Origin of the sequence: Variovorax paradoxus (assembly GCF_030815855.1) — a bacterium.
Lineage (GTDB): Bacteria > Pseudomonadota > Gammaproteobacteria > Burkholderiales > Burkholderiaceae_C > Variovorax > Variovorax paradoxus_M.
Window position 1 is genome coordinate 5,678,084 of the sequence record NZ_JAUSXG010000001.1, and the last position, 21,999, is coordinate 5,700,082.

Consider the following 21,999-nt stretch of genomic DNA (forward strand, 5'->3'; position numbering starts at 1 on the left):
TGCTTCGTGGATGGCAGGCCAGCTCATGACCATCGGCGACCAGCAGCTGCTCAAGCGCATGAACCGCAGCGTGCTGCTGCGATTGCTGCGTGCGCGGCCGGGCCTGTCGCGCGCACGGCTCGCCACCGAAAGCGGCCTCACCAAATCGACCGTGAGCCTGCTGGTGCGCGAGCTGCTCGACGAGGGCTGGCTCAGCGAAGCGGGAGCCACCGTTGCCGAAGGGCTGGGGCGCCCCTCCACGCCGCTGCAGATCAACGTCGGCATGCGCGCATTGATGGGTGTCGAAATCGCCGTCGAGACAGTGCGCCTCGTCTGCGTCTCCCTGCAGGGCGAGGTGCTCCACGCCGACACGCATGCGCTCGCCGACAGCACGCCGGCCGGCGTGTGCGCGCAGGTTGCGCGCATGGCCGCGGCGGCGCAATCGCAGCTGAACGGCCTGGGGCTGCGCCTGTCGAGCATCGGCGTCGGCGTGCCGGGTGCAGTGGACGATTGCACCGGCGTGGTCCGCTTCGCGCCCAACCTCGGGTGGCGCAATGTGGCCCTGCTGCCCGCGCTCGAGAAAGCCTTTGCCGCGGCGGGCCTGCCGGGCGTTACCGTGCAGCTGCAGAACGATGCCGATGCCGGCGCGCTCGGCGAATACGAATTCTTCGGCAGCGAGGGCGGGGACCCGCTGATCTTCGTCAGCTGCGACGTGGGCGTGGGCGCCGGCGTGGTGCTGAACGACCGCCTCTTCACCGGCGCGCAAGGCATGGCCGGAGAGATCGGCCACACCATCCTGCAGGTCGACGGGCCGCTGTGCTCGTGTGGACGCCGGGGCTGCGCCGAGGCCTTCTTCGGCTCGCGCGCGCTGGAGCGCGAAGGGCCCGGCATGGCGCATGCGGCGGCTTTCCTGGGTGTGCTGCTGCAGAACCTGTGGGTCACCTTCGATCCGCGCGCCATCGTGCTCGGCGGCAAATCGTGCACCAACCATCCCGGCCTGTTGCAAGCGGCCTTCAAGGTGGTCAAGCGGCAGGCCGACGCGGCCGGCATGCCTGCGCCCGAACTGCGCCTTGCGCGCTACGGCGAGCTTGCGGCCGCGGTCGGCGCGGCGGCGCTGGCGCTGCATGAATACCTGCGGCCGCTTCAGCCCGATGCGCGCACGCGCCGTGCCCGCGCCGCGCGCGAAGATCGAATACCTTCGAACTAAAAGACTCGCTCCGAAGCGGCAACGCCACCGGCATTGCACGGCGACATGCGCAAACCGCCTACGCGCATCGCGGTGGCCTTGGCCTAGGTTCTGACTTCGCAGTCTCCAAGAACCCAGCAACAACCAGGAGCTTCAAGCCATGCCTGACGCCGCCGCGCGCCTTCGTGCGCCTTCTTCCACGCTGCTGACCGTCACCGCCGTCGTCATCGGCCTGGCGGGGCTTGCCTTGGGTGCTGCCGGCGCGTGGCTCGTCGTGCTCGGGGGCTCGTGGTACTACCTGGCGGCGGGGCTCGGACTCATCATTGCCGCGGTGCTGCTGCCGCGCGGCAGCGGCGCGGGCCTGTGGGTCTATGCGCTGGTGGTGGCCCTCACACTGGCATGGGCCTTGTGGGAAGTCGGGTTCGACTGGTGGCCGCTGGCGGCGCGCGGCGATGTGTTCTTCGTGATCGGCGTGTTCCTGCTCACGCCCTGGGTGGCGCGCGCACTCGCGCGCCGCAACGCCGCCGGCGTGGCGCCCGCGCGCGGTTTCCTCGGCGTGGTGCTGCTGGCCTTCCTGCTCGCCGCGGCGGTCTCGTGGACCCGCGATCCGACGCGCGTGGAAGGCACCGTGCCGGCGCCCACGGCAGCGGCCGCAGCCCCTGCCAGTGCGGCACCGGCCGGCCCGGCGCCTCCGAAGGAAGACTGGACCGCCTATGGCGGCAACGGCATGGGCCAGCGCTACTCGGCACTCGGCCAGATCACGCCGGCCAATGTGGGCCAGCTTCAGGAAGCGTGGCACTTTCGCACCGGCGACGTGCGCGGCCAAAGCGGAGACCCAGAGGAAACCACCTTCGAGGTCACGCCTTTGAAGATCGGCGACAAGCTTTTTCTTTGCACGCCGCACCAGTCGGTGGTGGCGCTCAATGCGACCACGGGCGAACAGATCTGGCGCTACACGCCCGAGATCCGCCGCCCGCTGGCATTGCAGCACCTGACCTGCCGCGGCCTTTCGTATGACCCGGGCAGCGCGGTCCGCCCCGCGATTGCTTCCACTGCTTCACCCGCAGCTCCCGCTGCGCCGGCACCTGCCGGAGGCGGCGACTGCGATGCCAAGCTCTTCATGCCCACGGCCGACGGCCGCGTCATCGCGCTCAACCCCGAAGGCGGCAAGCCCTGCATGCGCTTCGGCGGCGGCAGCGGCCAGATCGACCTCTGGAAGAACATGCCCAACGTGAGGCCCGGCGCCTACTACTCGACCTCGCCGGTGGTCGTGACGCGTTCGCTCGTCATCGTCGGCGGCACGGTGCTGGACAACGCGTCGACCAAAGAGACCTCGGGCGTGATCCGCGCCTTCGACATCGACACCGGCGCGCTGGTGTGGAACTGGGACTCGGGCAACCCCGACGACACCGCGCCCATCGCGGCCGACCGCACGTACACGGCGAACTCGCCGAACAGCTGGTCCATTTCCAGCGTCGACGAAGCGCTGGGAATGGTCTACGTGCCCACCGGCAACCAGCCGCCCGACCAGTGGGGCGGAAAGCGCACCGAAGGGGCCGAGCGCTATTCGTCGTCGGTGGTGGCGCTCGACCTTGCCACCGGCCGCGTGCGCTGGAGTTTCCAGACCGTGCACCACGACCTGTGGGACTACGACGTGCCCTCGCAGCCCAGTCTGGTCGACCTGCGCGTCGGCAGCGACACGGTGCCCGCGCTGGTGCAGCCCACCAAGCAGGGCGAGCTGTTCGTGCTCGACCGCCGCGACGGCAAACCGGTCGTGAAGGTTCACGAACGGCCCGCCCCGCAGGGCGCGGCCGAAGGCGACCACACCTCGCTGACGCAGCCGGTGTCGGACCTGTCGTTCGATCCCCCCGCGCTCACGCCGGCCGACATGTGGGGCGGCACCGTGTTCGACCAGCTGGCCTGCCGCATCGCGTTCCACCGGCTGCGGTACGAAGGCCGCTACACCCCGCCATCGACCGAGGGTTCGCTGATCTACCCGGGCAACTTCGGTGTCTTCAACTGGGGCAGCATCGCAGTCGATCCGCAGCGGCAGCTGGCCTTCACCACGCCGGCCTCGCTGGCGTTCGTGTCGAAGCTCATTCCACGCAAGGACGACACCTCGCTCTACGTGCAGGGCAAGAACCGCCCCAACGACAGCCTGCCCGCGCTCAACGAGAACTTCGGCGCGCCGTTCGCGGTGCAGCTCAGCGCCTTCACGTCGGTGTTCGGCCTGCCATGCCAGGCGCCGCCCTGGGGCCATGTGGCCGGGGCCGACCTGCGCACCGGCCGGGTGGTGTGGAAGCACAAGAATGGCACGGTGCGCGACAGCTCGCCCCTGCCGCTGCCCTTCGCCATGGGCGTGCCCAATCTCGGCGGGCCGGTCATGACGGCCGGCGGCGTGGCCTTTCTTTCGGGCACGCTCGACCAGTACGTGCGCGCCTATGACGTCGCCAACGGCAAGGAGCTTTGGCGCAGCCGGCTGCCGGCCGGCGGGCAGGCCACGCCGATGACCTACAGCGGCGGCGACGGGCGCCAGTACGTGCTGGTGGCCGCGGGCGGCCATGGGTCGCTCGGCACGCGCACGGGCGACCACGTGATCGCCTACGCGCTGCCCAAGCGCTGACGAAGCAACCGACCAAGCGCCGACGAGAGGGGAAAGCCTCAACCCACCTCGTGCGGCCTGCCCTTGTCTTCTTCGCGCCAGCCGCGCAGCCGCCGGTACAGCGTGCCGCGCGACACGCCCAGTTGGCGGGCCGCCTGCGACACGTTGCCGCCTTGCGCGGCGAGTGCGTCCTCGATCAGCTTGCGGCTGTGCTCGCGCAGGGTTTCACCGTGCGGCGCTTCCGCTTGCATGGGGTCGGACACGAGCGGTTCCGCGCCACCAGCCGCCGCGGACGCGCCAAGAGCGGTTGCAGGCTCGATGGAGAGCGCCGCCCCGGTTTCGCCGGCCATTGCCACCGCGTGCCTGAAGTCCGCGCCGTCCGCGGCCTTGAGCCGCGCCTGCACCCAGACGCCGAGGCCGCTCGCCAGGCGCAGCGGCTGCGCGGCCTCTCGCCGTTGCAGGCGCAGCAGGCTCGCAAGATCGTGGCCCAACATCGACTCGACGTCGCGCTCGCAGGCCTCCTCGGGCAGGCGGCCGATCAGCCGCGCGCCGGCGCCGTTGAGCCAGGCGATGGTGCCGTCGGGCGCCACCCCGGCCAGTGCTTCCATGGGCGTGCCCAGCAAGGTGGGGCTGGCCTGGAAGCGCAGGATCAGGTGGTCGCGCGACTGCGCCTGCAGCAGGCGGTTCTCGATGGTCGTGGCGTAGAGCGCCACCATCGATGCGGCGTCGAAACCGAAACGCCGCGCTTCCATCGTGATGTCGAGCACGCCCGCGAGCCGGCCCGCCACGTCGCGAATGGGTGCCGCGGCGCATTGCATCTGCGACAGCACGTCGAAGTAGTGCTCCGCGCCGTCCACCGTGCAGGCCTGCCCGGTGGTGGCCACGATGCCCGGCGCCGTGGTGCCGACCATGCGCTCGGAAATGTTCACCCCCACGCGCGCCGTCTTGCGCAGCACCGGCTGGTGCGCCGCGGCCGGCTGGTGCGTGACGTGCACCACCACGCCTTCGCCGTCGGTCAGGATCACGCGGCAATCGGTGCCCGCGAGCGCGCCTTCCATGCTCGCGAGTTCTTGCCGCGCCACTTCGAGCAGCTCGCGGTTGCGCCCCAGCGTGGCATGCAGGCGGCTGGGTGTGACCGCGTCGAACGGCACGATGCGCTGCCGGTCGCTGTGGTTGCGGGTGCAGCGCAGCCACGACTGGATCACCGCTTCGCCGACGAGGCCCGAAGGCCGCACGCCCTCTTCGAAAAACTGCTGCCGCGCGAGCGCCACGCGCTGCGCCGGCGTGCTGGAAAAGAGTTGGCGCGGCGTGGTGGCCGTGCCCAGCCTTTCGAAAGCCATGCTGTTCGCTGCTCCTCGAAGTCGGGAAATCGGAGGGGAATCGCTGACCCCTGCGAATGTGTTCCGCAATGGAACAGCGCCGGACTGGGGAAATCCCGAAGATGAACGCGAGCGCGCTGCCAACGATCCTTGCGGCACAAAGGAGACTCACGATGACAAAGATCTGCTCCGGGCTGTTCGTGCTCGCCGGTGCCTTGCTGTGCATGGGCGCACCGACAGCCTCGGCCCAAGCGCCCGGCACTGCGCAAGACCGTGTTCCCACGGGCGCCAAGCGGGTGAACGGCGACTTCATCCGTGCCAACGCGGCGCAGAAGACGCCCGACTGGCCGAGCTACGGGCTCGACTACGCCGAGTCGCGGTTCAGCAAGCTCGACCAGGTGAACGCCGGCAACGTGAAGCAGCTCGGCCTGGCCTGGTCCTACAACCTCGAGTCCACACGGGGCGTCGAGGCCACGCCGCTGGTGGTGGACGGCGTCATGTACGTCACCGCGTCGTGGAGCGTGGTGCACGCCATCGACACGCGCACCGGGCAGCGGCTCTGGACCTTCGATCCGCAGGTCGACAAGTCCAAGGGCTTCAGGGGCTGCTGCGACGTGGTGAACCGCGGCGTGGCGCTGTACGAAGGCCGCGTCTACGTGGCCGCCTACGACGGCCGCCTCATCGCGCTCGATGCCGGCACGGGCAAGAAGGTCTGGGAAAAGAACACCATCGACGGGCAGAAGGGCAGCTACACCATCACCGGCGCGCCGCGCGTCTTCAAGGGCAAGGTCATCATCGGCAATGGCGGCGCCGAGTACGGCGTGCGCGGCTACGTCACCGCCTACGACGCGAAGAGCGGCGACCAGAAATGGCGCTGGTTCGTCGTGCCCGGCGACCCCGCCAAGCCCTTCGAGGACGAGTCGATGGCGCGCGCCGCCAAGACCTGGGACCCGAGCGGCAAATACTGGGAGGCCGGCGGCGGCGGCACCGCGTGGGACAGTTTTGCCTTCGACCCCGAGCTCAACCTGATGTACGTGGGCACCGGCAACGGCTCGCCCTGGGCGCACAAGGCGCGCAGCCCCAAGGGCGGCGACAACCTGTACCTGGGCTCGGTGGTGGCGCTCAACCCCGACACCGGCAAGTACGTGTGGCACTACCAGGAGACGCCCGGCGACAACTGGGACTACACCTCCACGCAGTCGATGATCCTGGCCAACATCACGCTGGGCGGCAAGGCGCGCAAGGTGCTGCTGCACGCGCCGAAGAACGGCTTTTTCTTCGTCATCGACCGCACCAACGGCAAGTTCATCTCGGCGAAGAATTTCGTCGACGTGAACTGGGCCACCGGCTATGACAAGAACGGCCGGCCCATCGAGATCGCCGCCGCGCGCCAGAACGAAAAGCCCGGCGACAGCATTCCCGGCCCCTTCGGCGCGCACAACTGGCACCCGATGTCGTTCAACCCGCAGACCGGCCTGGCCTACCTGCCCGCGCAGAACGTGCCGCTCAACCTGATGGACGACAAGGACTGGAAGTTCGACCAGAACGCCCCCGGCCGCCCGCACGCCGCGCTGGGCTGGAACACCGGCATGTTCGCCAACGCCGAGCCCCCCAAGAGCAAGCCCTTCGGCCGCCTCGTCGCCTGGGACCCGGTGGCGCAGAAGGAGGCCTGGCGTGTCGACTACGCCTCGCCGTGGAACGGCGGCACGCTCACCACGGCGGGCAATCTCGTGTTCCAGGGCACGGCCGACGGCCGCCTGGTCGCCTACGACGCGAAGACCGGCGAGAAGCTGTGGGAAACGGCCACCGGCACCGGCGTGGTGGCCGCGCCCACCACCTACATGGTCGACGGCAAGCAGTACGTGTCGGTCGCGGTGGGATGGGGCGGCGTGTACGGCCTCGCGCAGCGCGCCACCGAAAGGCAAGGCCCGGGCACGGTCTACACCTTCGTGGTCGGCGGCACCGCCAAGATGCCCGAGTTCGTGCAGTACCGCATGGACGCGCTGGTGCAGGGCGTGAAGTACGACCCCGCCAAGGTCCAGGCCGGCACCATGCTCTACGTGAGCAACTGCGTGTTCTGCCACGGCGTGCCGGGCGTGGACCGCGGCGGCAACATTCCGAACCTCGGCTACATGGACGCGGCGTACATCGACAACCTCGACAAGTTCGTGCTCAAGGGGCCGGCCATGGCGCGCGGCATGCCCGACTTCACGGGCAAGCTCTCAAGCGACGACATCGAGAGCATCAAGGCCTTCATCCAGGGCACGGCGGACGCGATCCGGCCGAAGTAAGGCAAGGAGCCGCACCATGAAAAAAGCCGCCGGGCCCGAGGGTCCGGCGGCTTTCTTCTTGTCCGAAGAATCGAAACGATCAGTCGGCGTACACGCCGGCGGCCTTGATGATCGGGCCCCACTTGGCGATTTCAGCCGAAACGAACTTCTTGTGTTCGGCCGGTTCGACGCGCTTGTCGGTGGTGATCACGGCGCCCAGCGCTTCTTCGCGCTTGATGAAGCCCGGGTCCTTCATGGCGGCCTTGATGGCGTCGTTGAGCTTCTTCAGCACCGGTGCGGGCGTGCCCTTGGGCGCGTACACGCCGTGCCAGATCGTGACCTCGAAGTCCTTCAGGCCCGACTCGGCGAGCGTCGGCAGGTCTTTCAGGGCGGGGGTGGTCAGGCGCTTGGTCGTGGTCACGGCATAGGCCTTGACCTTCTTGGCCTCGATCTGCGACGTGGTGTTGGTGGTCTGGTCGCACAGCAAGTCGATCTGGCCGCCCAGCAGGTCGGCGATGGCCGGCGCGGTGCCCTTGTAGGGAACCGGCGTCATCTCGACCTTGAGCGCGCTCTGGAACAGCAGGCCGCACAGGTGCGACGCGGCGCCCAGGCCGGCATTGCCGAGGTTGATCTTGCCCTTGTTGGCAGCGATCCAGGTCGTCAGTTCCTTGTAGTTGTTGGCGGGCAGGCCCGGCTTGCCGATGAGCGTCATCGGCACTTCATTGACCATGCCGAGGTATTCGAAGTCGTTTTCGACATTGAACGGCAGCTTGCGGTAGAGCGCCGGCATGGTCGACATGCCGATGTGGTTGAGCAGCAGCGTGTAGCCGTCCGGTGCCGCGCGGGCCACCTTGGCGGTGCCGATGGAGCTGCCGGCGCCCGCGGTGTTGTCCACCACGATCGTCGTGCCGAGGGTCTTCTGCAGGGCTTCGGCCAGGTCGCGCGCCACGCGGTCGGTCGGGCCGCCGGCCGAGAACGGCACCACCAGGGTGACGGTCTTGCCCGCGGGGAAATCCTGGGCGTGAACGCCGACGGCGGCAGCGGCAAATGCCGTAAGGGCGAGCAATTTCTTCATGATGTCTCCGGAGACGGGTGAATTGAAAATGGCCGCGATCATATAGGCTGACCACGACCTGACCCATAGCGAATAGCCCTTAGGCCGGTGCCGAAATCCGCCCTTTCCTCGGGCATGATTCGCGCTCGCATCTCGCGCCTGGGGAGGCGCGAAAAAAACCACAACATCGCAGCCCTCATGCTGCATCGAGGAGGAAATTTTCAATGGATCCATGGGTTTATCCGCGCGAGCGCTGGCTCGGCAACATCACGCTCGTGCTCGGCCTCCTGGTCTGGGTGGCGCTGGTGCTCGGCACTTTCGGCATTGCGCTCGTCTATGTGCTGCTCGGTTTCATCGGCTACGTGTTCGCACAATCGGCCGTCATTGCCTGGATCAAGGGCACGGCGGTGAAGCTGTCGCCCACCCAGCTGCCCGAACTGCATGCGCGCTTCCAGGCCTGCTGCGGCTATCTCGGCATCCAGGACCAGCCCGATGCCTACCTGCTGCACGGCGACGGCATGTTCAATGCCTTTGCCACCCGTTTCTTCGGCCGCAACTTCGTCGTGCTGCTGTCCGACGTGGTCGACGCCATGGAAGCGCAGCCCGACGGCATCAACTTCTATATCGGCCACGAGCTCGGACATATCCGGCGCGGCCACCTGACGGGCCACATCTGGCGCGCGCCGGTGCTCTGGATCCCGCTGCTCGGCGCCGCCTATTCGCGGGCGCAGGAATACACCTGCGACCTGCACGGCGCCGCCTGCTGCGAGCAGGCCGACTCCGCGCCCCGCGCGCTCGTGGCATTGGCCGCCGGCGCGCAGCAATGGCGCAACGTCGATCTGCAGCGCTACGCCAACCAATCGGCCGGCAACAGCGGCTTCTGGGCCTCGTTCCATGAGCTGATCGCCGGCTACCCCTGGCTCACCAAGCGCGTGGCACGCGCGATCGACCCGGCCGCGAAATTGCCGAGCCGCAATCCGGTGGCCTATCTGCTCGCGATCTTCGTGCCCTACACCGGCCGTGCCGGCGGCGGCGCCTTGGGCGCGCTGGTGGTGGTGGCCGTCATCGGCGTGCTGGCTGCGGTGGCTCTTCCGGCCTACAAGGAGTACGAGTCGCGCGCGGCCGTTTCGCAGGCCTGGTCGGAAGCCGCGCCGGTGCGCGAAGCGCTCGGCAGCTACTACAAGGAGAAGCAGGAGATTCCCGATTCCCTCTCGGCGGCCGGCGCTCCCGAAACCTTGCCCGGCGGCTCGGCCTTGACGCTCGATTCGGACACCATGGTGGTCGATGTCGAACTTCCGAAGTCGAAGGGCACGCTGCGCATGGAGCCCTCGGCCACCGATGACGGCGTGACCTGGAAATGCACGGCCGGCGACGACTTGGCCGACAAGGCCCTGCCGGCCACCTGCCGCAAATAGCGGCAGTCCAACCCGGGGCCCGCTGCGCGGGCTCGCGGGGCTCGGCACGGCGTCGTAAAAGAAGGTTGCCGCCCGTCGAACTGTCCGACAGGCGGACCCGGTCGGTGCCGATGCACGCCCCGGGTGTGGGTCTTAGGGTGAAGTCTTGTTGCCGTTGCAAACCCCAAACCCACCAACAAGGAGTGCTTCACCCATGCCCATCACTTCATCTTCACTCGACGGAATGAAGGTTGCCATTCTCGTGTCGGACGGCTTCGAGCAGGTCGAGATGACCGAGCCGCGCAAGGCGCTCGACAGCGCCGGTGCAGAGACGCAGATCGTCTCGCCGCTCGACGGCAGCGTGCGCGGCTGGAAACACCTCGATCCCGCCGACACCTTCGAAGTGGACGTGCCGCTGAAGGACGCCAACGCCGCTGACTTCGATGCGCTGCTGTTGCCCGGCGGCGTCGTCAACCCCGATGCGCTGCGCATCGACGAGAAGGCCGTGGCCTTCGTGCGCGCCTTCGTCGAGTCGGACAAGCCCATTGCCGCGATCTGCCATGGTCCGTGGACGCTCATCAACGCCGGTGGCGTCAAGGACCGGAAGATGACGTCGTGGCCTTCGCTGCGTGCCGACCTGCAGAACGCCGGTGCGAAATGGGCCGACAGGGACGTGGTGGTCGACCAGAACCTGGTGACGAGCCGCAAGCCCGATGACCTGCCCGCATTCAATCGCGAGATGACGAAGCTGTTCGAACTCGTCTACGAAGACGCCATTCATTGATCGGTGGATCGCTTGAGGCGAGTTCTCTCCGCGCCCGTGTCCGAAGAAGCGGAAACCGCGCTCGCACACTGAGCGCACGCCGCATCGCCGCCGCGATCCGGTACGCTTGCCGCATTTCGTCGCATCGCCCGCACAGCCCGTGCCGGGCGATGCCTCACTGCAAGCGAAAGCATTTTTCCCTATGGCGGCCTCCCCATCGTTCGACCGCGCGCAGCGCCTGCCCCGAGATTTCGCATGGATCACGGCGGCGATTGCTGCGGCCCAGTTCATCGTGAACATGACCGTGCTGCTGCTGCCCACCTCGCCGCACAGCGAGCAGATGCGCAGCGTGTACGCGCAGCCCGGCGTATGGATTCCGCTGTTGTCCCGTGTCGCCGCGGTGTGGCTGCTGGCCGCCACGCTGGCGTGGTGCCATGCGCGCAAGGCGCTCGACGAGCGCGGCGCGGCCCGCATCGCGCGGCTTCGCAGCCCCGCCAGCCGCTTTGCCGCCGTGTTCCTTGCCGCGACGCTCGTCAACGCCCTTGCGCTGACGCCGCTTTTCTACCGGGCGCAGGTGCTCTTCATGCCGGGAGGCCCGCTGCACGGGCATGTCGACGTGTACGGCTTGCGTTCGATCATGGCCATGTCGAGGCTGGGCCAGTCGGTCATCCAGATGCTCGTCCTCATTGCGAGCGTGTGGCTTGCCGCCTGGTGGGCGCTGCGCGAGCGCGGCGCGGCCGTCGAGGAAGAATCGTCCGGAGTGGCGGGCGCTGGTGCCGAATCGACGCGCCGCGCAGTGGCACTCGTGATCGCCGCCATGTTCGTCTCGCTGCAGATGTGGATCGGCCACGTCGCGAGCGGCTGGTTCGACACCTCGAGGGACTCGGACCTGATGCTTCTTCTTCTCGGCTGGTTCGGGGTCCCGCTCGCGGTCTACGCGCTGGCGTACTGGGGCGCGTGGCTCGGTGCCGCACCGGCGCCCGCGCAAGCGCATCCCTTCCGCGCCGTGGCGGCGGCGGTCTCGGCTGTCGCTCTGCTGCAGGCTGTCTGCATCGCTCTCGCGATCGGCGGGCTTCTATGGATGGCGAGCGTGGGCTATTCGGGCCGCAGCAGCAGCGGCAACCTCGTGAATTTCGCCATTGCAATGGCAGCGGTCTACCTCGTGGTGCCGGTACTGCTGGCGGTGCTGGTGGTGTTGGTGCGCGCCATCACGCGCCGGTTCTACCGCCGCTACTTGTAGCTGCGCGCGTCCTCGATCACCTTGCCGTCGTTCGGCAAGGTGCCCGGCGCCACCAGCTCGATGGTGCCGCGCAGCTTGGTCACTTCGCGCACCGCATCGGCAATGCGCGCATCGAGCCCGGCGGGCGCCCCGGCGCATTCGAGCCTGAAGGTCATCTGGTCGTCGCCCATCTCGCCCGACACCACGAGGCGGGCGCGCAGGATCTCCGGAAAGCGGCGCACGATATCCGCCACCTGCGAAGGGTGCACGAACATGCCGCGCACCTTGGTGGTCTGGTCGGCGCGGCCGAGCCAGCCCTTGATGCGCTTGTTGGTGCGGCCCGTGGGGCAGGTGCCCGCGAGCATGGCCGAGAGGTCGCCGGTGCCGAAGCGCACCAGCGGATAGTCGGGGTTGAAGGTGGTCACGACGATCTCGCCCACTTCGCCGTCGGGCACCGGGTCGCCCGTGCCGGGGCGCACGATCTCGACCAGCACGCCTTCGTCGATCACCAGGCCTTCGCGCGCGCTGGTTTCGTACGCGATGAGGCCGAGGTCGGCAGTGGCGTAGCACTGCGTGCCCTTCACGCCGTGCGCGGCGATCCAGTCGTGCAGGCTGGGTGGAAAGGCTTCGCCGGAAACCAGCGCCTTGGTGAGCGTGGGGAGCTTCAGGCCTTTTTCCTCGGCCTTCTCGATCAGTATCTTCAAGAAGCTCGGCGTGCCCGCATAGCCTTCGGGCTTCAGGTCGACCATGGCTTCGAGCTGCTGCTCGGTCTGGCCGGTGCCGCCCGCGAACACAGTGCAACCCAGTGCCCGTGCGCCGCTCTCCATGATGGAGCCGGCCGGTGTCATGTGGTAGCTGAAGCTGTTGTGAATGAGCTCGCCGGTGCGAAAGCCGGCTGCATGCAGCGCGCGCGCGGTGCGCCAGTAGTCACGCGCTTCGCCTTCGGGTTCGTAGATGGTGCCGGGGCTGGCGAACACGCGCGGCATGCGGGTGCCGCGGCCGATGGCGGAGAAGCCGCCGAACGGATCGTCGGCGCGGTGCTGCTTCTGCAACTCGAGCAGTTCGGATTTGCGCGTGACGGGCAGCCTGGCAAGTGCTTCGCGCGTGGTGACGTCCGTTGGCTTCACGCCGTCGAGAATCTTTGCGAATGCGGGCGCAGCGGTCTGCGCCTGCGTAACCTGCTTGGGCAGCGCGGCCAGCAGGTCGCGCTCGCGTTCGGCGGGGTCACGGATTTCTAGCTTGTCGTAGTGGTCGGTCATGTCCGTACCCTTTATCTTTCAGTTCTGTTTTTCACCACGCCGGCTGTGGACGCAATGCAATGCGGGAGCCTTCAGGGCGTATGCCCAGGCCACCGGGTACTCCCCTCCGCGAATGTCCCCCGGCCTGCGGCCTCCTCCTTGATTTCGCTGCGGGGAGCCCCCGATGCCCTGTGCACCAGGGCACGCTGCTGGTGTGCGGCGGATCAACCACCGCTCTGCCCAACGGTCCCGCTGATGGGGTGCCTTGCGCAGCGAAATAAAGGAGGAGCCGAAGGCGGGGGACATTCGCGGAGCAAGGTACCCCGTCGGCGGGATCGCGCCCCGAACAACGACGCAGCCACGTTTCAAGCCAGCCACCTCTTGCGGCGCTTGTAGCTCTTCACGTCGCGGAAACTCTTGCGGTCCGCACCGCCGACGCCGAGGTAGAACTCCTTCACGTCCTCGTTCTCGCGCAGGCTCTTGGCCTCGCCATCCATCACGATGCGGCCGTTCTCCAGGATGTAGCCGTAGTCGGCGTAGCGCAGCGCCATGTTGGTGTTCTGCTCGGCCAGCAGAAAGGTGACGTGTTCCTTGGTGTTGAGGTCTTTCACGATCTCGAACACCTCCTCGACGATCTGCGGCGCGAGGCCCATCGAGGGCTCGTCGAGCAGCACCATCGTCGGGTTGGCCATCAGCGCGCGGCCGATGGCGCACATCTGCTGTTCGCCGCCCGACGTGTAGGCCGCCTGCGAAGTGCGCCGTGTCTTCAGGCGCGGGAAGTACGCGTACACCTTCTCCAGCGTCTGCTGCACCGCGGCCTTGCCGTCGGTTCGCGTGTAGGCGCCGGTCATCAGGTTTTCTTCGATGGTCAGGTGCGCGAAGCAGTGTCGGCCCTCCATCACCTGAATGAGGCCGCGCTTCACCAGCTCGGCCGGCGACAGCGCCTCGATGCGGTCGCCGCGCAGCTCGATGGTGCCCTTGGTCACCGCGCCGCGCTCGCCCGCGAGCAGGTTGCTCACGGCGCGCAGCGTGGTCGTCTTGCCCGCGCCGTTGCCGCCGAGCAGCGCCACGATGCCGCCTTCGGGCACGGTGAGCGACACGCCCTTGAGCACGAGGATCACGTGGTTGTAGATCACCTCGATGCCGTTGACGTTGAGAAGGATGTTGTTGGATTCGCTCATGGTGTGGTCCGAAGCATTCGAAAGAACAACAGAACAGACGCTGTGCTTTCGAATGGCGGCTCTCGCGAGCCGCCACGGCCCGTCAAGTCATCAGGAACTGCAGTCCGCCGCATCGCGGCGCGTCAGCTTCTTCTCGCCCGCGTACTTTTCTGCGGAGGTCTTGACCATTGGCTTGATGATCTGCTCGTCGGCCTGGTACCAGTCGGACATGTCGCCCCACTTGGCGCCGTCCCAGGTATGCACGCGCGCCCAGCTCGAACCCATGTGGTCCTGGCATGAAGTGCTCAGCGGACGCAGCACGCCCGAGAAACCCAATGCGTCGAGCTTCTTCTGGTCGAGCGCGAGGTTCTCCATGCCCCAGCGCACTTGCTCGCCGGTCATGACCTTGCCCTTGCCGAAGCGTTCCTGCGCGCGCTTCACGGCTTCGACACCCAGCATCTGGATGATCACGCCGCGCGTGTAGAGCACCGAGCCCACTTCGTCCTTCGGCCCCGTGCCCTGGCCCTTGTCGTGCACCTGCTTCAGGATGTCCTGGATCACCTTGGGCTGCGTGCCCGAGGTGTTGAGCGCCAGCGCGTTGTAGCCCTTGGCGTTGGCGCCCACGTCCTTCACATCAGGTTCGGCGCCGGCCCACCACACGCCGTACATCTTCTCGCGCGGGTAGCCGGTGGCCACCGCCTCCTTCAGCGCGGTGGAGTTCATCACGCCCCAGCCCCACAGCAGCACGTAGTCGGGACGCGACTGGCGCACCTGCAGCCAGGCGGACTTCTGCTCCACGCCGGGCGCCGTGACCGGGATCAGCGAGAGCTCGAAGCCGTTCTGCTTGGCGCGCTCCTGCAGGAGCGGGATCGGCTCCTTGCCGAACGGCGAGTCGTGGTAGACAAGGGCGATCTTCTTGCCCTTGAGTTTGTCCATGCCGCCTTCCTTCTTGCCGATGTGCTGGATGAGGATGTCGGCCGCCGTCCAGTAGCTGCCCATCAGCGGGAAGTTCCACTTGAACACGCTGCCGTCCTGCGAGGCGGAGAGGCCGTAGCCCAGCGTGATGAGCGGGATCTTGTCGGTCGGCACCTTGTCGGTCAGCGCAAAGGTGATGCCGGTGGCCTGCGGGTCGAACAGCGCGACGCCCGGACGGCCCTTCAGGCGCTCGTAGCATTCCACGCCCTTGTCGGTGGCGTAGCCGGTCTCGCACTCTTCGAAGGCGATCTTCACGCCGTTGATGCCGCCGGTGGCGTTGACGTACTTGATGTAGTCCTGCTTGCCGTTGGCCCAGGGCGTGCCGTTGGGCGCGTAGGGCCCGGTGCGGTACACCAGCAGCGGGAAGAACTGTTCCTTGGCCTGCGCTTGCGCGAGCGAAGGCGCCAGCAGGGCGCCGAGGGTGCTTGCCACCAGGGCGGCGGTCAGAGCGAGCGATTTCAGTTTCATGCCTGTCTCCTTATGTGGGCACCTCTGTGCCGGTTCTACGAACGCAAAAAATCAATGTGGGAAGGGCCAGAGCCGCAATTTCTCCTTGGCCGTGGACCACAGCCGCGCCAGGCCATGCGGCTCGACGATCAGGAAGAACACGATCAGCGCGCCGAAGATCATGGTTTCCAGGTGCGACGCCAGCGCCGTGGAGATCGAGAAGCCCAGCCACCCCGGCAGCTGGTTCAGGAAGAGCGGCAGCAGCACGATGAAGGCGGCGCCGAAGAAGCTGCCCATGATCGAACCGAGCCCGCCGATGATCACCATGAACAGCAGCTGGAACGAGCGGTCGATGCTGAACGCCGCCGGCTCCCACGCACCCAGGTGAATGAAGCCCCACAGCGCGCCGGCCACGCCGACGATGAAGCTGCTCACCGCAAAGGCCGTGAGCTTGGCGTACACCGGGCGGATGCCGATCACCGCCGCCGCCACGTCCATGTCGCGCATGGCCATCCACTCCCGGCCGATGGCGCTGCGCACCAGGTTCTTTGCCAGCAGCGCGAACACCACCACGAAGATGAGGCAGAACAAATACTTCTGCACCGGTGATTCGATTGGCACGCCGAACACGTTGAGTCCCGCCACGCTCACCGAGCCCGAGGACGAGTTGTTGGTGAACCACTGAATGCGCAGAAACGCCCAGTCGGTAAAGAACTGCGCCGCCAGCGTGGCCACCGCAAGGTACAGGCCCTTGATGCGCAAGCTCGGAATGCCGAACAGCACGCCGATCACCGTGGCGCACAGGCCGCCCAGCAGCAGCGAGGCAATGAGCGGCATGCCGTCGATACGTACCTGGAAGTTGTAGGCCGCGTACGCGCCCACAGCCATGAAGGCGCCGGTGCCCAATGAGATCTGCCCGCAGTAGCCGACCAGGATGTTGAGGCCCAAGGCCGCGAGCGAAAGAATCAGGAAGGGCGTGAGGATGGCGCGCATCCAGTAGTCGGACACGCCCAGCGGCACCACCACGAAGGCCGCGAGCAGCAGTACCAGCATCGCGATGCGGTCCTGCGTGATCGGAAGGATCTGCTGGTCGGCCCGGTAGCTCGACTTGAATTGGCCGTTTTCTCTGTAAAACATATCAATGGCCGTCCGGCCGCCCGAAGGGCATTGAGCTCCCCCTCGGGGGGCAGCGATACACGAAGTGATGAGCGTGGGGGCTTTTCATCTCAGACCCGATCGATGATCTTCTCGCCGAACAGCCCTTGCGGGCGAACCAGCAAGAAGACCAAGGCAAGAACGTAGGCGAACCAGATCTCGATGCCGCCACCGAGCATGGGGCCGAGATAGATTTCAGAAAGCTTCTCGCCCACCCCGATCAAGAGGCCGCCGATGATGGCGCCCGGAATCGAGGTGAGACCGCCGAGGATCACCACCGGCAGCGCCTTCAGCGCCACCAGCGACAGCGAGAACTGCACGCCGAGCTTGGATCCCCAGATGACCCCGGCCACCAGCGCCGAGAAGCCGGCCACCGACCACACGATCACCCAGATGCGCTTGAGCGGAATGCCGATGGACTGCGCAGCCTGGTGGTCGTCGGCCACGGCCCGCAGCGCGCGGCCGGTGGCGGTCTTCTGGAAGAAGATGGCCAGCACCACCACGAGCGCTGCCGACACCGCTGCGGCCACCAGGTCTTCCTGGCTCAGCAGCAGTCCGCCCTGGAAGGTGCCCTGGAGCACCATCAGCGGCTCCTTGGGCATGCCGACGTCGATCTTGTAGATGTCGTTGCCGAAAATCGTCTGGCCCACGCCGTCGAGGAAGTAGGCGATGCCCAGCGTGGCCATCAGGAGCGTGATGCCCTCCTGGTTCACCAGCTTGCTGAGCGCGAGCCGCTCGATCAGCCAGGCCACCACCACCATCACCGCCATGGCCGCGATGAAGGCCAGGATGTTCGCGAGGATGAGGCTCTGGAAGCCGAACCACAGCGGGAACCATTCGGAGAATCGCGCCATGGCCAGTGCCGCGAACAGCACCATTGCGCCCTGCGCGAAGTTGAAGACGCCCGAGGCCTTGTAGATCAGCACGAAGCCGATGGCGATCAGCGAATAGAGCATGCCGACCATCAGGCCGCCGAAGAGGGTTTCGAGGAAAAAGCCCATGTCAGTTTCTTTGTCTTTCTCCCTCCCCTTCCGGGGGAGGGTTGGGGTGGGGGCACGCGGCGCTCGATGAGGCGCGGTTGTGTAGCGAGGGCTGTCGTGCCCCCATCCCAGCCTTCCCCCGGGAGGGGAAGGAGCAATGCATCCGGGTCGGTTTATGCATGGTGATCAGTGCTCCACGCCCAGATAAGCCCGGATCACGTCTTCGTTGTTGCGCACTTCATCCGGCGTGCCGTCCCCGATCTTCTTGCCGTAGTCGAGCACCACCACGCGGTCGGAGATGTCCATCACCACGCCCATGTCGTGCTCGATCAACACGATCGTGGCGCCGAACTCGTCGTTCACGTCGAGGATGAAGCGGCTCATGTCCTGCTTCTCTTCCACGTTCATGCCGGCCATCGGCTCGTCGAGCAGCAGCACCTGCGGCTCCATCGCGAGCGCGCGGCCGAGGTCGACGCGCTTTTGCAGGCCGTAGGGCAGGCGGCCCACCGGCGTCTTGCGGTGCGCCTGGATCTCGAGAAAGTCGATGATGTGCTCGACGAATTCGCGGTGCCGCAGCTCTTCGCGCTCGGCCGGGCCCCAGCGCAGCGCCTGCGCGAGCAGGCCGCTCTTCATCTTGAGGTTGCGCCCGGTCATGATGTTGTCCAGTACGCTCATGCCCTTGAAGAGCGCGAGGTTCTGGAAGGTGCGCGCCACGCCCATCTCGGCCACCTGGCGCGAGTTCATGTGCTTGAAGGTCTGGCCGCGGAAGGTAATGGAGCCCTGCTGCGGCCAGTACACGCCGTTGATGCAGTTGAGCATCGAGCTCTTGCCCGCGCCGTTCGGACCGATGATGGCCCGCACTTCATGCTCGCGCACGTTGAAGCTGATGTCCGTCAGCGCCTTCACGCCGCCGAAGCTCAAGGATATGTTCTGTACGTCGAGGATGACCTCGCCGACTTTTCTACTGCTCATGCCGCCGCCTTCACGATGGGGAAGGTCTTGGCCTCGACGATCTTCAGCGTGGCGCTCACCATGCCGGTGCGTCCGTCCTCGAACTTGACCTGGGTCTCGATGTACTGCTCTTTCTTGCCGCCGTAGAGCGCATCGAGCAGCACCGCGTATTTCTCGGCGATGAAGCCGCGGCGCACCTTGCGTGTGCGTGTGAGCTCGTCGTCGTCGGGGTCGAGCTCCTTGTGCAGCACGAGGAAGCGCGCAATCTGCGTTTCGCCCATGCCGTCTTCGCTCGCGAGGTCGGCGTTGACCTTGCCGATGCATTCGGCAATCAGCGCCAGCACCTCGGGCTTGCCGGCCAGGTCGACGTAGCCGCCGTAGGCGAGGCCGCGCCGCTCGGCCCAATTGCCCACGGCTTCGAAGTCGATGTTGATGGCTGCGCAGACCTCGCTCCGGCCGTTGCCGAAGCACACGGCTTCCTTGATCTGCGGGAAGAACTTGAGCTTGTTCTCGATGTAGTTGGGCGCAAAGATCGCGCCGCTCACGAGCCGGCCCACGTCCTTCGCGCGGTCGATGATGCGCAGGTGGCCTTCGCTGTCGAGTACGCCCGCGTCGCCGGTGTGGAAGTAGCCGTTGGCATCGAGCACCTCGGCCGTGGCGTCGGGGCGCTTGTAGTACTCCTTGAGCACCGACACGCCGCGCACCAGCACTTCGCCGTCGTCCGCGATCTTCAGTTCGATGCCCGGCGCGGCGGTGCCCACCGTCTGCAGCTTGACCTTGCCGTCCTGCTGCAGGCACACGTAGGCGCAGGTCTCGGTCTGGCCGTAGAACTGCTTGAGGTTGACGCCGATGGAGCGATAGAAGCGGAACAGGTCGGGCCCGATGGCCGCGCCCGCGGTGTACGCCACGCGGATGCGGCTCATGCCCAGCACATTGCGCAGCGGCCCGTAGATCAGCAGGTTGCCGAGGCCGTACATCAGCCGGTCGCCCGTGCCCACCGAGGCGCCGTTGAGGATGTCGGCACCCACGCGCTGTGCGAGCGCCATGAACTTCGCATAGAGCCAGCGCTTCGGCGCCGCCGCGTCTTCCATGCGGATCGACACGGCGGTGAGCAAGCCTTCGAAGGTGCGCGGCGGGCCGAAGTAGTAGCTCGGGCCGATCTCGCGCATGTCGTTCATCACCGTCTCGGACGACTCGGGGCAGTTGAGCGTGAAGCCGCCCACCAGCCATTGCGCCACCGAGAACAGGTGGTCGCCCACCCACGCCATCGGCAGGTAGCTCATGATGTTGTCGCCGGGGCCGAGCTTGTCGGTCTCCACGCCGCCGCGGCCCGCCGCGATGAAGCTCGCGTGCGTCTGGCACACGCCCTTCGGACGTCCGGTGGTGCCCGAGGTATACAGAATGACGCCGACATCGGTGGCTTCGCCGCTCGCCACCGCGCGGTCGTAGTAGCCGGCATTGGCCTTGTCGAAGGCGCGGCCCAGTTCGCGCAGCTGCTCGTAGCTCATGAGCCCGGGCTGCTCGTAGTGGCGCAGGCCCTTGGGATCGTCGTAGATGATGTGGCGGATACCGTGCTGCTGCTCTTTCTGGAGCTCGCGGCATTCGAGCAGCTTGTCGACCTGCTCCTGGTCTTCGACGATCACGAAATCGATCGCCGCGTCCTGCAGCATGAAGACCATTTCGCTGGCCACCGCGTCCTGGTAGAGCGGCACCGGCACGCCGCGCAGGCTCTGCGCCGCGAGCACCGCCATGTACAGGTGCGGGCGGTTGGCGCCCACGATGGCCAGGTTGTCGAAGGGCTTGAAGCCCAGGCTCGCGAGGCCAGAGGCCATCTCGCGCACCTCTTGGGCGACGGCGCTCCAGTTCCAGGTTTGCCAGATGCCGAGGTCTTTCTCGCGGACGGCGGGCGACTCGGGCCGAGCCTGGGCGTGCGCGAGCAGCAGACGGGGAAAGGTGGGGGCGGTGGTTTGCACAGTGGGCGGATCGTAGGCCCCACTTTGACGCTGGGTTGTCGTTCCAACGACAATCCTAGGGACACTACTCCCCGGAGTTTCCCGATGCTTCACGGCCATTCAAACCACAGCCTGCATGGCGTTTCGATCAAGGACCGTGCGCGTTCCCCCAATGCCGTGGAGCTCGAAGGCATTCCGTGGCTGCTCGCGCTCACGCCCACCGAGCGCCGCCGCGCCGAGGCCGCGCTGGTGGTCGGCGAGGCCGAGGTCGGCGACCTGGTCTGCCGCGTCGGCCGCTCGCCCACGTACTGGTTCGGCGTGGTCGAGGGCCTGCTCAAGATGAGCAACGACAATGCCGACGGCGGCTCCGTCACTTACGCCGGCATACCGCCGGGCGGATGGTTCGGCGAAGGCACGGTGATGAAGCGCGAACCCTACCGCTACAACATCCAGGCGCTGCGGCGCAGCGTGGTGGCGGGCTTGCCTATCGACAGCTTTCACTGGCTGCTGGACCATTCCATCGGCTTCAACCGCTTCGTGATGAACCAGCTCAACGAGCGGCTCGGCCAGTTCATCGCGGCGCTGGAGATCGACCGGCTCAACAACCCCGACGCACGCGTGGCGCGCAACCTGGTGTCGCTGTTCAACCCGGTGCTGTACCCGGGCGTGGGCGAAGTCCTGCGCATCACGCAGCAGGAGCTGGCCTACCTCGTGGGCCTTTCGCGCCAGCGTGTGAACGAGGCGCTCAACGGCCTCTCGGCGCAGGGGTTGATCCGGGTGGAGTACGGTGGCCTGCGCGTGCTCGACCTGCCGGGCCTGCGCGCGACCGCAATGTCGAACAAGAAGAACGCCTCGGCGGAAACGGAAACCTCATGACCCTCAAAGACCAGCTCCAGGTGGTGCCCGCGAATGCGGAAGCTGCCTTCATTCCACCGCCCGACGTCCCTAAGGCGAAGACCGAAGACAACGGGCCGACGCTGCAGGAAGCCATCGCGCGCAACGAGGCGCTGACCGAGAAGATCGACGCGCTCGACGCGATACTGGCCAAGCCGCTCAGCGAGATCCTTGCGGACCGCGAGAAGTCCGAAGAGGCGGCTCTGGCGTGGGACCGCTTCGGCGCGATGTGGATGCTCTCGCAGCGCGCCATGCGGCGCGTGGCGCTGGACCTCGCGGCGCAGCTCGGCGTCAGCGAAGAAGAAGTCGTCGCACGCGCGATGACGCATGCCAATGCGGTGCTCAACGGTGCGGACGAGGTCGACCTCGGCGGCACCGTCGCGCCCGCGCAGCTGCAGCACATCGCGCGGCACCGGGCGTTCTTGAGGAAGCAGTTCAGGGTGGGCTGATGCCCATCACCC

17 protein-coding genes are annotated in these 21,999 nt (G+C 67.0%); 8 read left to right on the forward strand and 9 right to left on the reverse strand.

Features of this window, described 5'->3' with window-relative positions; genetic code table 11:
- The first annotated feature begins 25 nt into the window (after positions 1 to 25).
- Both QFZ42_RS26960 and QFZ42_RS26965 read left to right on the forward strand, forming a co-directional pair.
- The gene (locus QFZ42_RS26960) at positions 26 to 1,186 is read left to right on the forward strand and encodes an ROK family transcriptional regulator (protein ID WP_307703902.1); all 1,161 of its coding nucleotides are present in this window, start codon (positions 26 to 28) and stop codon (positions 1,184 to 1,186) included.
- 139 nt (positions 1,187 to 1,325) lie between these two features.
- Positions 1,326 to 3,788, forward strand: a complete 2,463-nt coding sequence (locus QFZ42_RS26965) for a membrane-bound PQQ-dependent dehydrogenase, glucose/quinate/shikimate family (protein ID WP_307703903.1) — start codon at positions 1,326 to 1,328, stop codon at positions 3,786 to 3,788.
- A 38-nt stretch (positions 3,789 to 3,826) separates the two neighbouring features.
- On the opposite strand, the gene QFZ42_RS26970 is transcribed toward QFZ42_RS26965, so the two are convergent.
- Complete coding sequence (locus QFZ42_RS26970; protein ID WP_307703904.1) at positions 3,827 to 5,107, reverse strand: helix-turn-helix domain-containing protein; 1,281 nt, start codon at positions 5,105 to 5,107, stop codon at positions 3,827 to 3,829.
- Positions 5,108 to 5,259: 152 nt separating this feature from the next.
- On the opposite strand from QFZ42_RS26970, the gene QFZ42_RS26975 reads away from it, so the two are divergent.
- Positions 5,260 to 7,377, forward strand: a complete 2,118-nt coding sequence (locus QFZ42_RS26975; protein ID WP_307703905.1) for a PQQ-dependent dehydrogenase, methanol/ethanol family — start codon at positions 5,260 to 5,262, stop codon at positions 7,375 to 7,377.
- A 79-nt stretch (positions 7,378 to 7,456) separates the two neighbouring features.
- Here the strand turns inward: QFZ42_RS26975 and QFZ42_RS26980 are convergent, their stop codons facing one another.
- Entirely contained in the window at positions 7,457 to 8,431 is a 975-nt protein-coding gene (locus QFZ42_RS26980) for a tripartite tricarboxylate transporter substrate-binding protein (RefSeq protein ID WP_307703906.1), read from the reverse strand.
- Between the two features lie 203 nt (positions 8,432 to 8,634).
- Here QFZ42_RS26980 and QFZ42_RS26985 point away from each other — a divergent pair, with 203 nt between their 5' ends.
- The 3 genes from QFZ42_RS26985 to QFZ42_RS26995 all read left to right on the forward strand — a co-directional run bounded on the left by QFZ42_RS26985 (position 8,635) and on the right by QFZ42_RS26995 (position 11,807).
- Complete coding sequence (locus QFZ42_RS26985) at positions 8,635 to 9,825, forward strand: M48 family metalloprotease (protein WP_307703907.1); 1,191 nt, start codon at positions 8,635 to 8,637, stop codon at positions 9,823 to 9,825.
- 193 nt (positions 9,826 to 10,018) lie between these two features.
- A complete protein-coding gene (locus QFZ42_RS26990; protein ID WP_307703908.1) occupies positions 10,019 to 10,588 on the forward strand; it encodes a type 1 glutamine amidotransferase domain-containing protein in 570 nt (189 codons plus the stop codon).
- A 181-nt stretch (positions 10,589 to 10,769) separates the two neighbouring features.
- Positions 10,770 to 11,807 carry a hypothetical protein gene (locus QFZ42_RS26995; protein ID WP_307703909.1) on the forward strand — a complete coding sequence of 346 codons (1,038 nt, stop codon included), beginning with the start codon at positions 10,770 to 10,772 and terminating at the stop codon, positions 11,805 to 11,807.
- Here QFZ42_RS26995 and QFZ42_RS27000 read toward each other — a convergent pair.
- From QFZ42_RS27000 to QFZ42_RS27030, 7 genes are all read right to left on the reverse strand, one after another.
- Positions 11,798 to 13,045 (reverse strand): phenylacetate--CoA ligase family protein, encoded by a 1,248-nt coding sequence (locus QFZ42_RS27000; protein ID WP_307703910.1) that lies wholly within the window; start codon positions 13,043 to 13,045, stop codon positions 11,798 to 11,800. The genes QFZ42_RS26995 and QFZ42_RS27000 overlap by 10 nt on opposite strands.
- A gap of 344 nt (positions 13,046 to 13,389) precedes the next feature.
- Positions 13,390 to 14,205, reverse strand: coding sequence for an ABC transporter ATP-binding protein (locus QFZ42_RS27005; protein ID WP_307703911.1), 816 nt, complete (start codon positions 14,203 to 14,205; stop codon positions 13,390 to 13,392).
- Positions 14,206 to 14,295: 90 nt separating this feature from the next.
- The gene (locus QFZ42_RS27010) at positions 14,296 to 15,627 is read right to left on the reverse strand and encodes an ABC transporter substrate-binding protein (protein WP_307703912.1); all 1,332 of its coding nucleotides are present in this window, start codon (positions 15,625 to 15,627) and stop codon (positions 14,296 to 14,298) included.
- Between the two features lie 51 nt (positions 15,628 to 15,678).
- A complete protein-coding gene (locus QFZ42_RS27015) occupies positions 15,679 to 16,743 on the reverse strand; it encodes a branched-chain amino acid ABC transporter permease (RefSeq protein ID WP_307703913.1) in 1,065 nt (354 codons plus the stop codon).
- A gap of 89 nt (positions 16,744 to 16,832) precedes the next feature.
- Positions 16,833 to 17,762, reverse strand: coding sequence for a branched-chain amino acid ABC transporter permease (locus QFZ42_RS27020; RefSeq protein WP_307703914.1), 930 nt, complete (start codon positions 17,760 to 17,762; stop codon positions 16,833 to 16,835).
- A gap of 165 nt (positions 17,763 to 17,927) precedes the next feature.
- The gene (locus tag QFZ42_RS27025; RefSeq protein ID WP_307703915.1) at positions 17,928 to 18,713 is read right to left on the reverse strand and encodes an ABC transporter ATP-binding protein; all 786 of its coding nucleotides are present in this window, start codon (positions 18,711 to 18,713) and stop codon (positions 17,928 to 17,930) included.
- Positions 18,710 to 20,665, reverse strand: coding sequence for an AMP-dependent synthetase/ligase (locus tag QFZ42_RS27030; protein WP_307703916.1), 1,956 nt, complete (start codon positions 20,663 to 20,665; stop codon positions 18,710 to 18,712). The genes QFZ42_RS27025 and QFZ42_RS27030 overlap by 4 nt, the downstream gene beginning before the upstream one ends.
- 84 nt (positions 20,666 to 20,749) lie before the next feature.
- Between QFZ42_RS27030 and QFZ42_RS27035 the strand changes: the two genes are divergently transcribed.
- Both QFZ42_RS27035 and QFZ42_RS27040 read left to right on the forward strand, forming a co-directional pair.
- A complete protein-coding gene (locus tag QFZ42_RS27035; protein ID WP_307703917.1) occupies positions 20,750 to 21,520 on the forward strand; it encodes a Crp/Fnr family transcriptional regulator in 771 nt (256 codons plus the stop codon).
- Positions 21,517 to 21,987 carry a hypothetical protein gene (locus tag QFZ42_RS27040; RefSeq protein WP_307703918.1) on the forward strand — a complete coding sequence of 157 codons (471 nt, stop codon included), beginning with the start codon at positions 21,517 to 21,519 and terminating at the stop codon, positions 21,985 to 21,987. Before QFZ42_RS27035 ends, QFZ42_RS27040 begins: the two co-directional genes overlap by 4 nt.
- Positions 21,988 to 21,999 lie beyond the last annotated feature (12 nt).

Excerpts from the sequence above, each read along its gene's own strand:
- QFZ42_RS26960 (WP_307703902.1), top strand. The coding sequence starts at position 26 with ATGACCATCGGCGACCAGCAGCTGCTCAAGCGCATGAACCGCAGCGTG.
- QFZ42_RS26965 (WP_307703903.1), top strand. The coding sequence starts at position 1,326 with ATGCCTGACGCCGCCGCGCGCCTTCGTGCGCCTTCTTCCACGCTGCTG.
- QFZ42_RS26970 (WP_307703904.1), bottom strand. The coding sequence starts at position 5,107 with ATGGCTTTCGAAAGGCTGGGCACGGCCACCACGCCGCGCCAACTCTTT.
- QFZ42_RS26975 (WP_307703905.1), top strand. The coding sequence starts at position 5,260 with ATGACAAAGATCTGCTCCGGGCTGTTCGTGCTCGCCGGTGCCTTGCTG.
- QFZ42_RS26980 (WP_307703906.1), bottom strand. The coding sequence starts at position 8,431 with ATGAAGAAATTGCTCGCCCTTACGGCATTTGCCGCTGCCGCCGTCGGC.
- QFZ42_RS26985 (WP_307703907.1), top strand. The coding sequence starts at position 8,635 with ATGGATCCATGGGTTTATCCGCGCGAGCGCTGGCTCGGCAACATCACG.
- QFZ42_RS26990 (WP_307703908.1), top strand. The coding sequence starts at position 10,019 with ATGCCCATCACTTCATCTTCACTCGACGGAATGAAGGTTGCCATTCTC.
- QFZ42_RS26995 (WP_307703909.1), top strand. The coding sequence starts at position 10,770 with ATGGCGGCCTCCCCATCGTTCGACCGCGCGCAGCGCCTGCCCCGAGAT.
- QFZ42_RS27000 (WP_307703910.1), bottom strand. The coding sequence starts at position 13,045 with ATGACCGACCACTACGACAAGCTAGAAATCCGTGACCCCGCCGAACGC.
- QFZ42_RS27005 (WP_307703911.1), bottom strand. The coding sequence starts at position 14,205 with ATGAGCGAATCCAACAACATCCTTCTCAACGTCAACGGCATCGAGGTG.
- QFZ42_RS27010 (WP_307703912.1), bottom strand. The coding sequence starts at position 15,627 with ATGAAACTGAAATCGCTCGCTCTGACCGCCGCCCTGGTGGCAAGCACC.
- QFZ42_RS27015 (WP_307703913.1), bottom strand. The coding sequence starts at position 16,743 with ATGTTTTACAGAGAAAACGGCCAATTCAAGTCGAGCTACCGGGCCGAC.
- QFZ42_RS27020 (WP_307703914.1), bottom strand. The coding sequence starts at position 17,762 with ATGGGCTTTTTCCTCGAAACCCTCTTCGGCGGCCTGATGGTCGGCATG.
- QFZ42_RS27025 (WP_307703915.1), bottom strand. The coding sequence starts at position 18,713 with ATGAGCAGTAGAAAAGTCGGCGAGGTCATCCTCGACGTACAGAACATA.
- QFZ42_RS27035 (WP_307703917.1), top strand. The coding sequence starts at position 20,750 with ATGCTTCACGGCCATTCAAACCACAGCCTGCATGGCGTTTCGATCAAG.
- QFZ42_RS27040 (WP_307703918.1), top strand. The coding sequence starts at position 21,517 with ATGACCCTCAAAGACCAGCTCCAGGTGGTGCCCGCGAATGCGGAAGCT.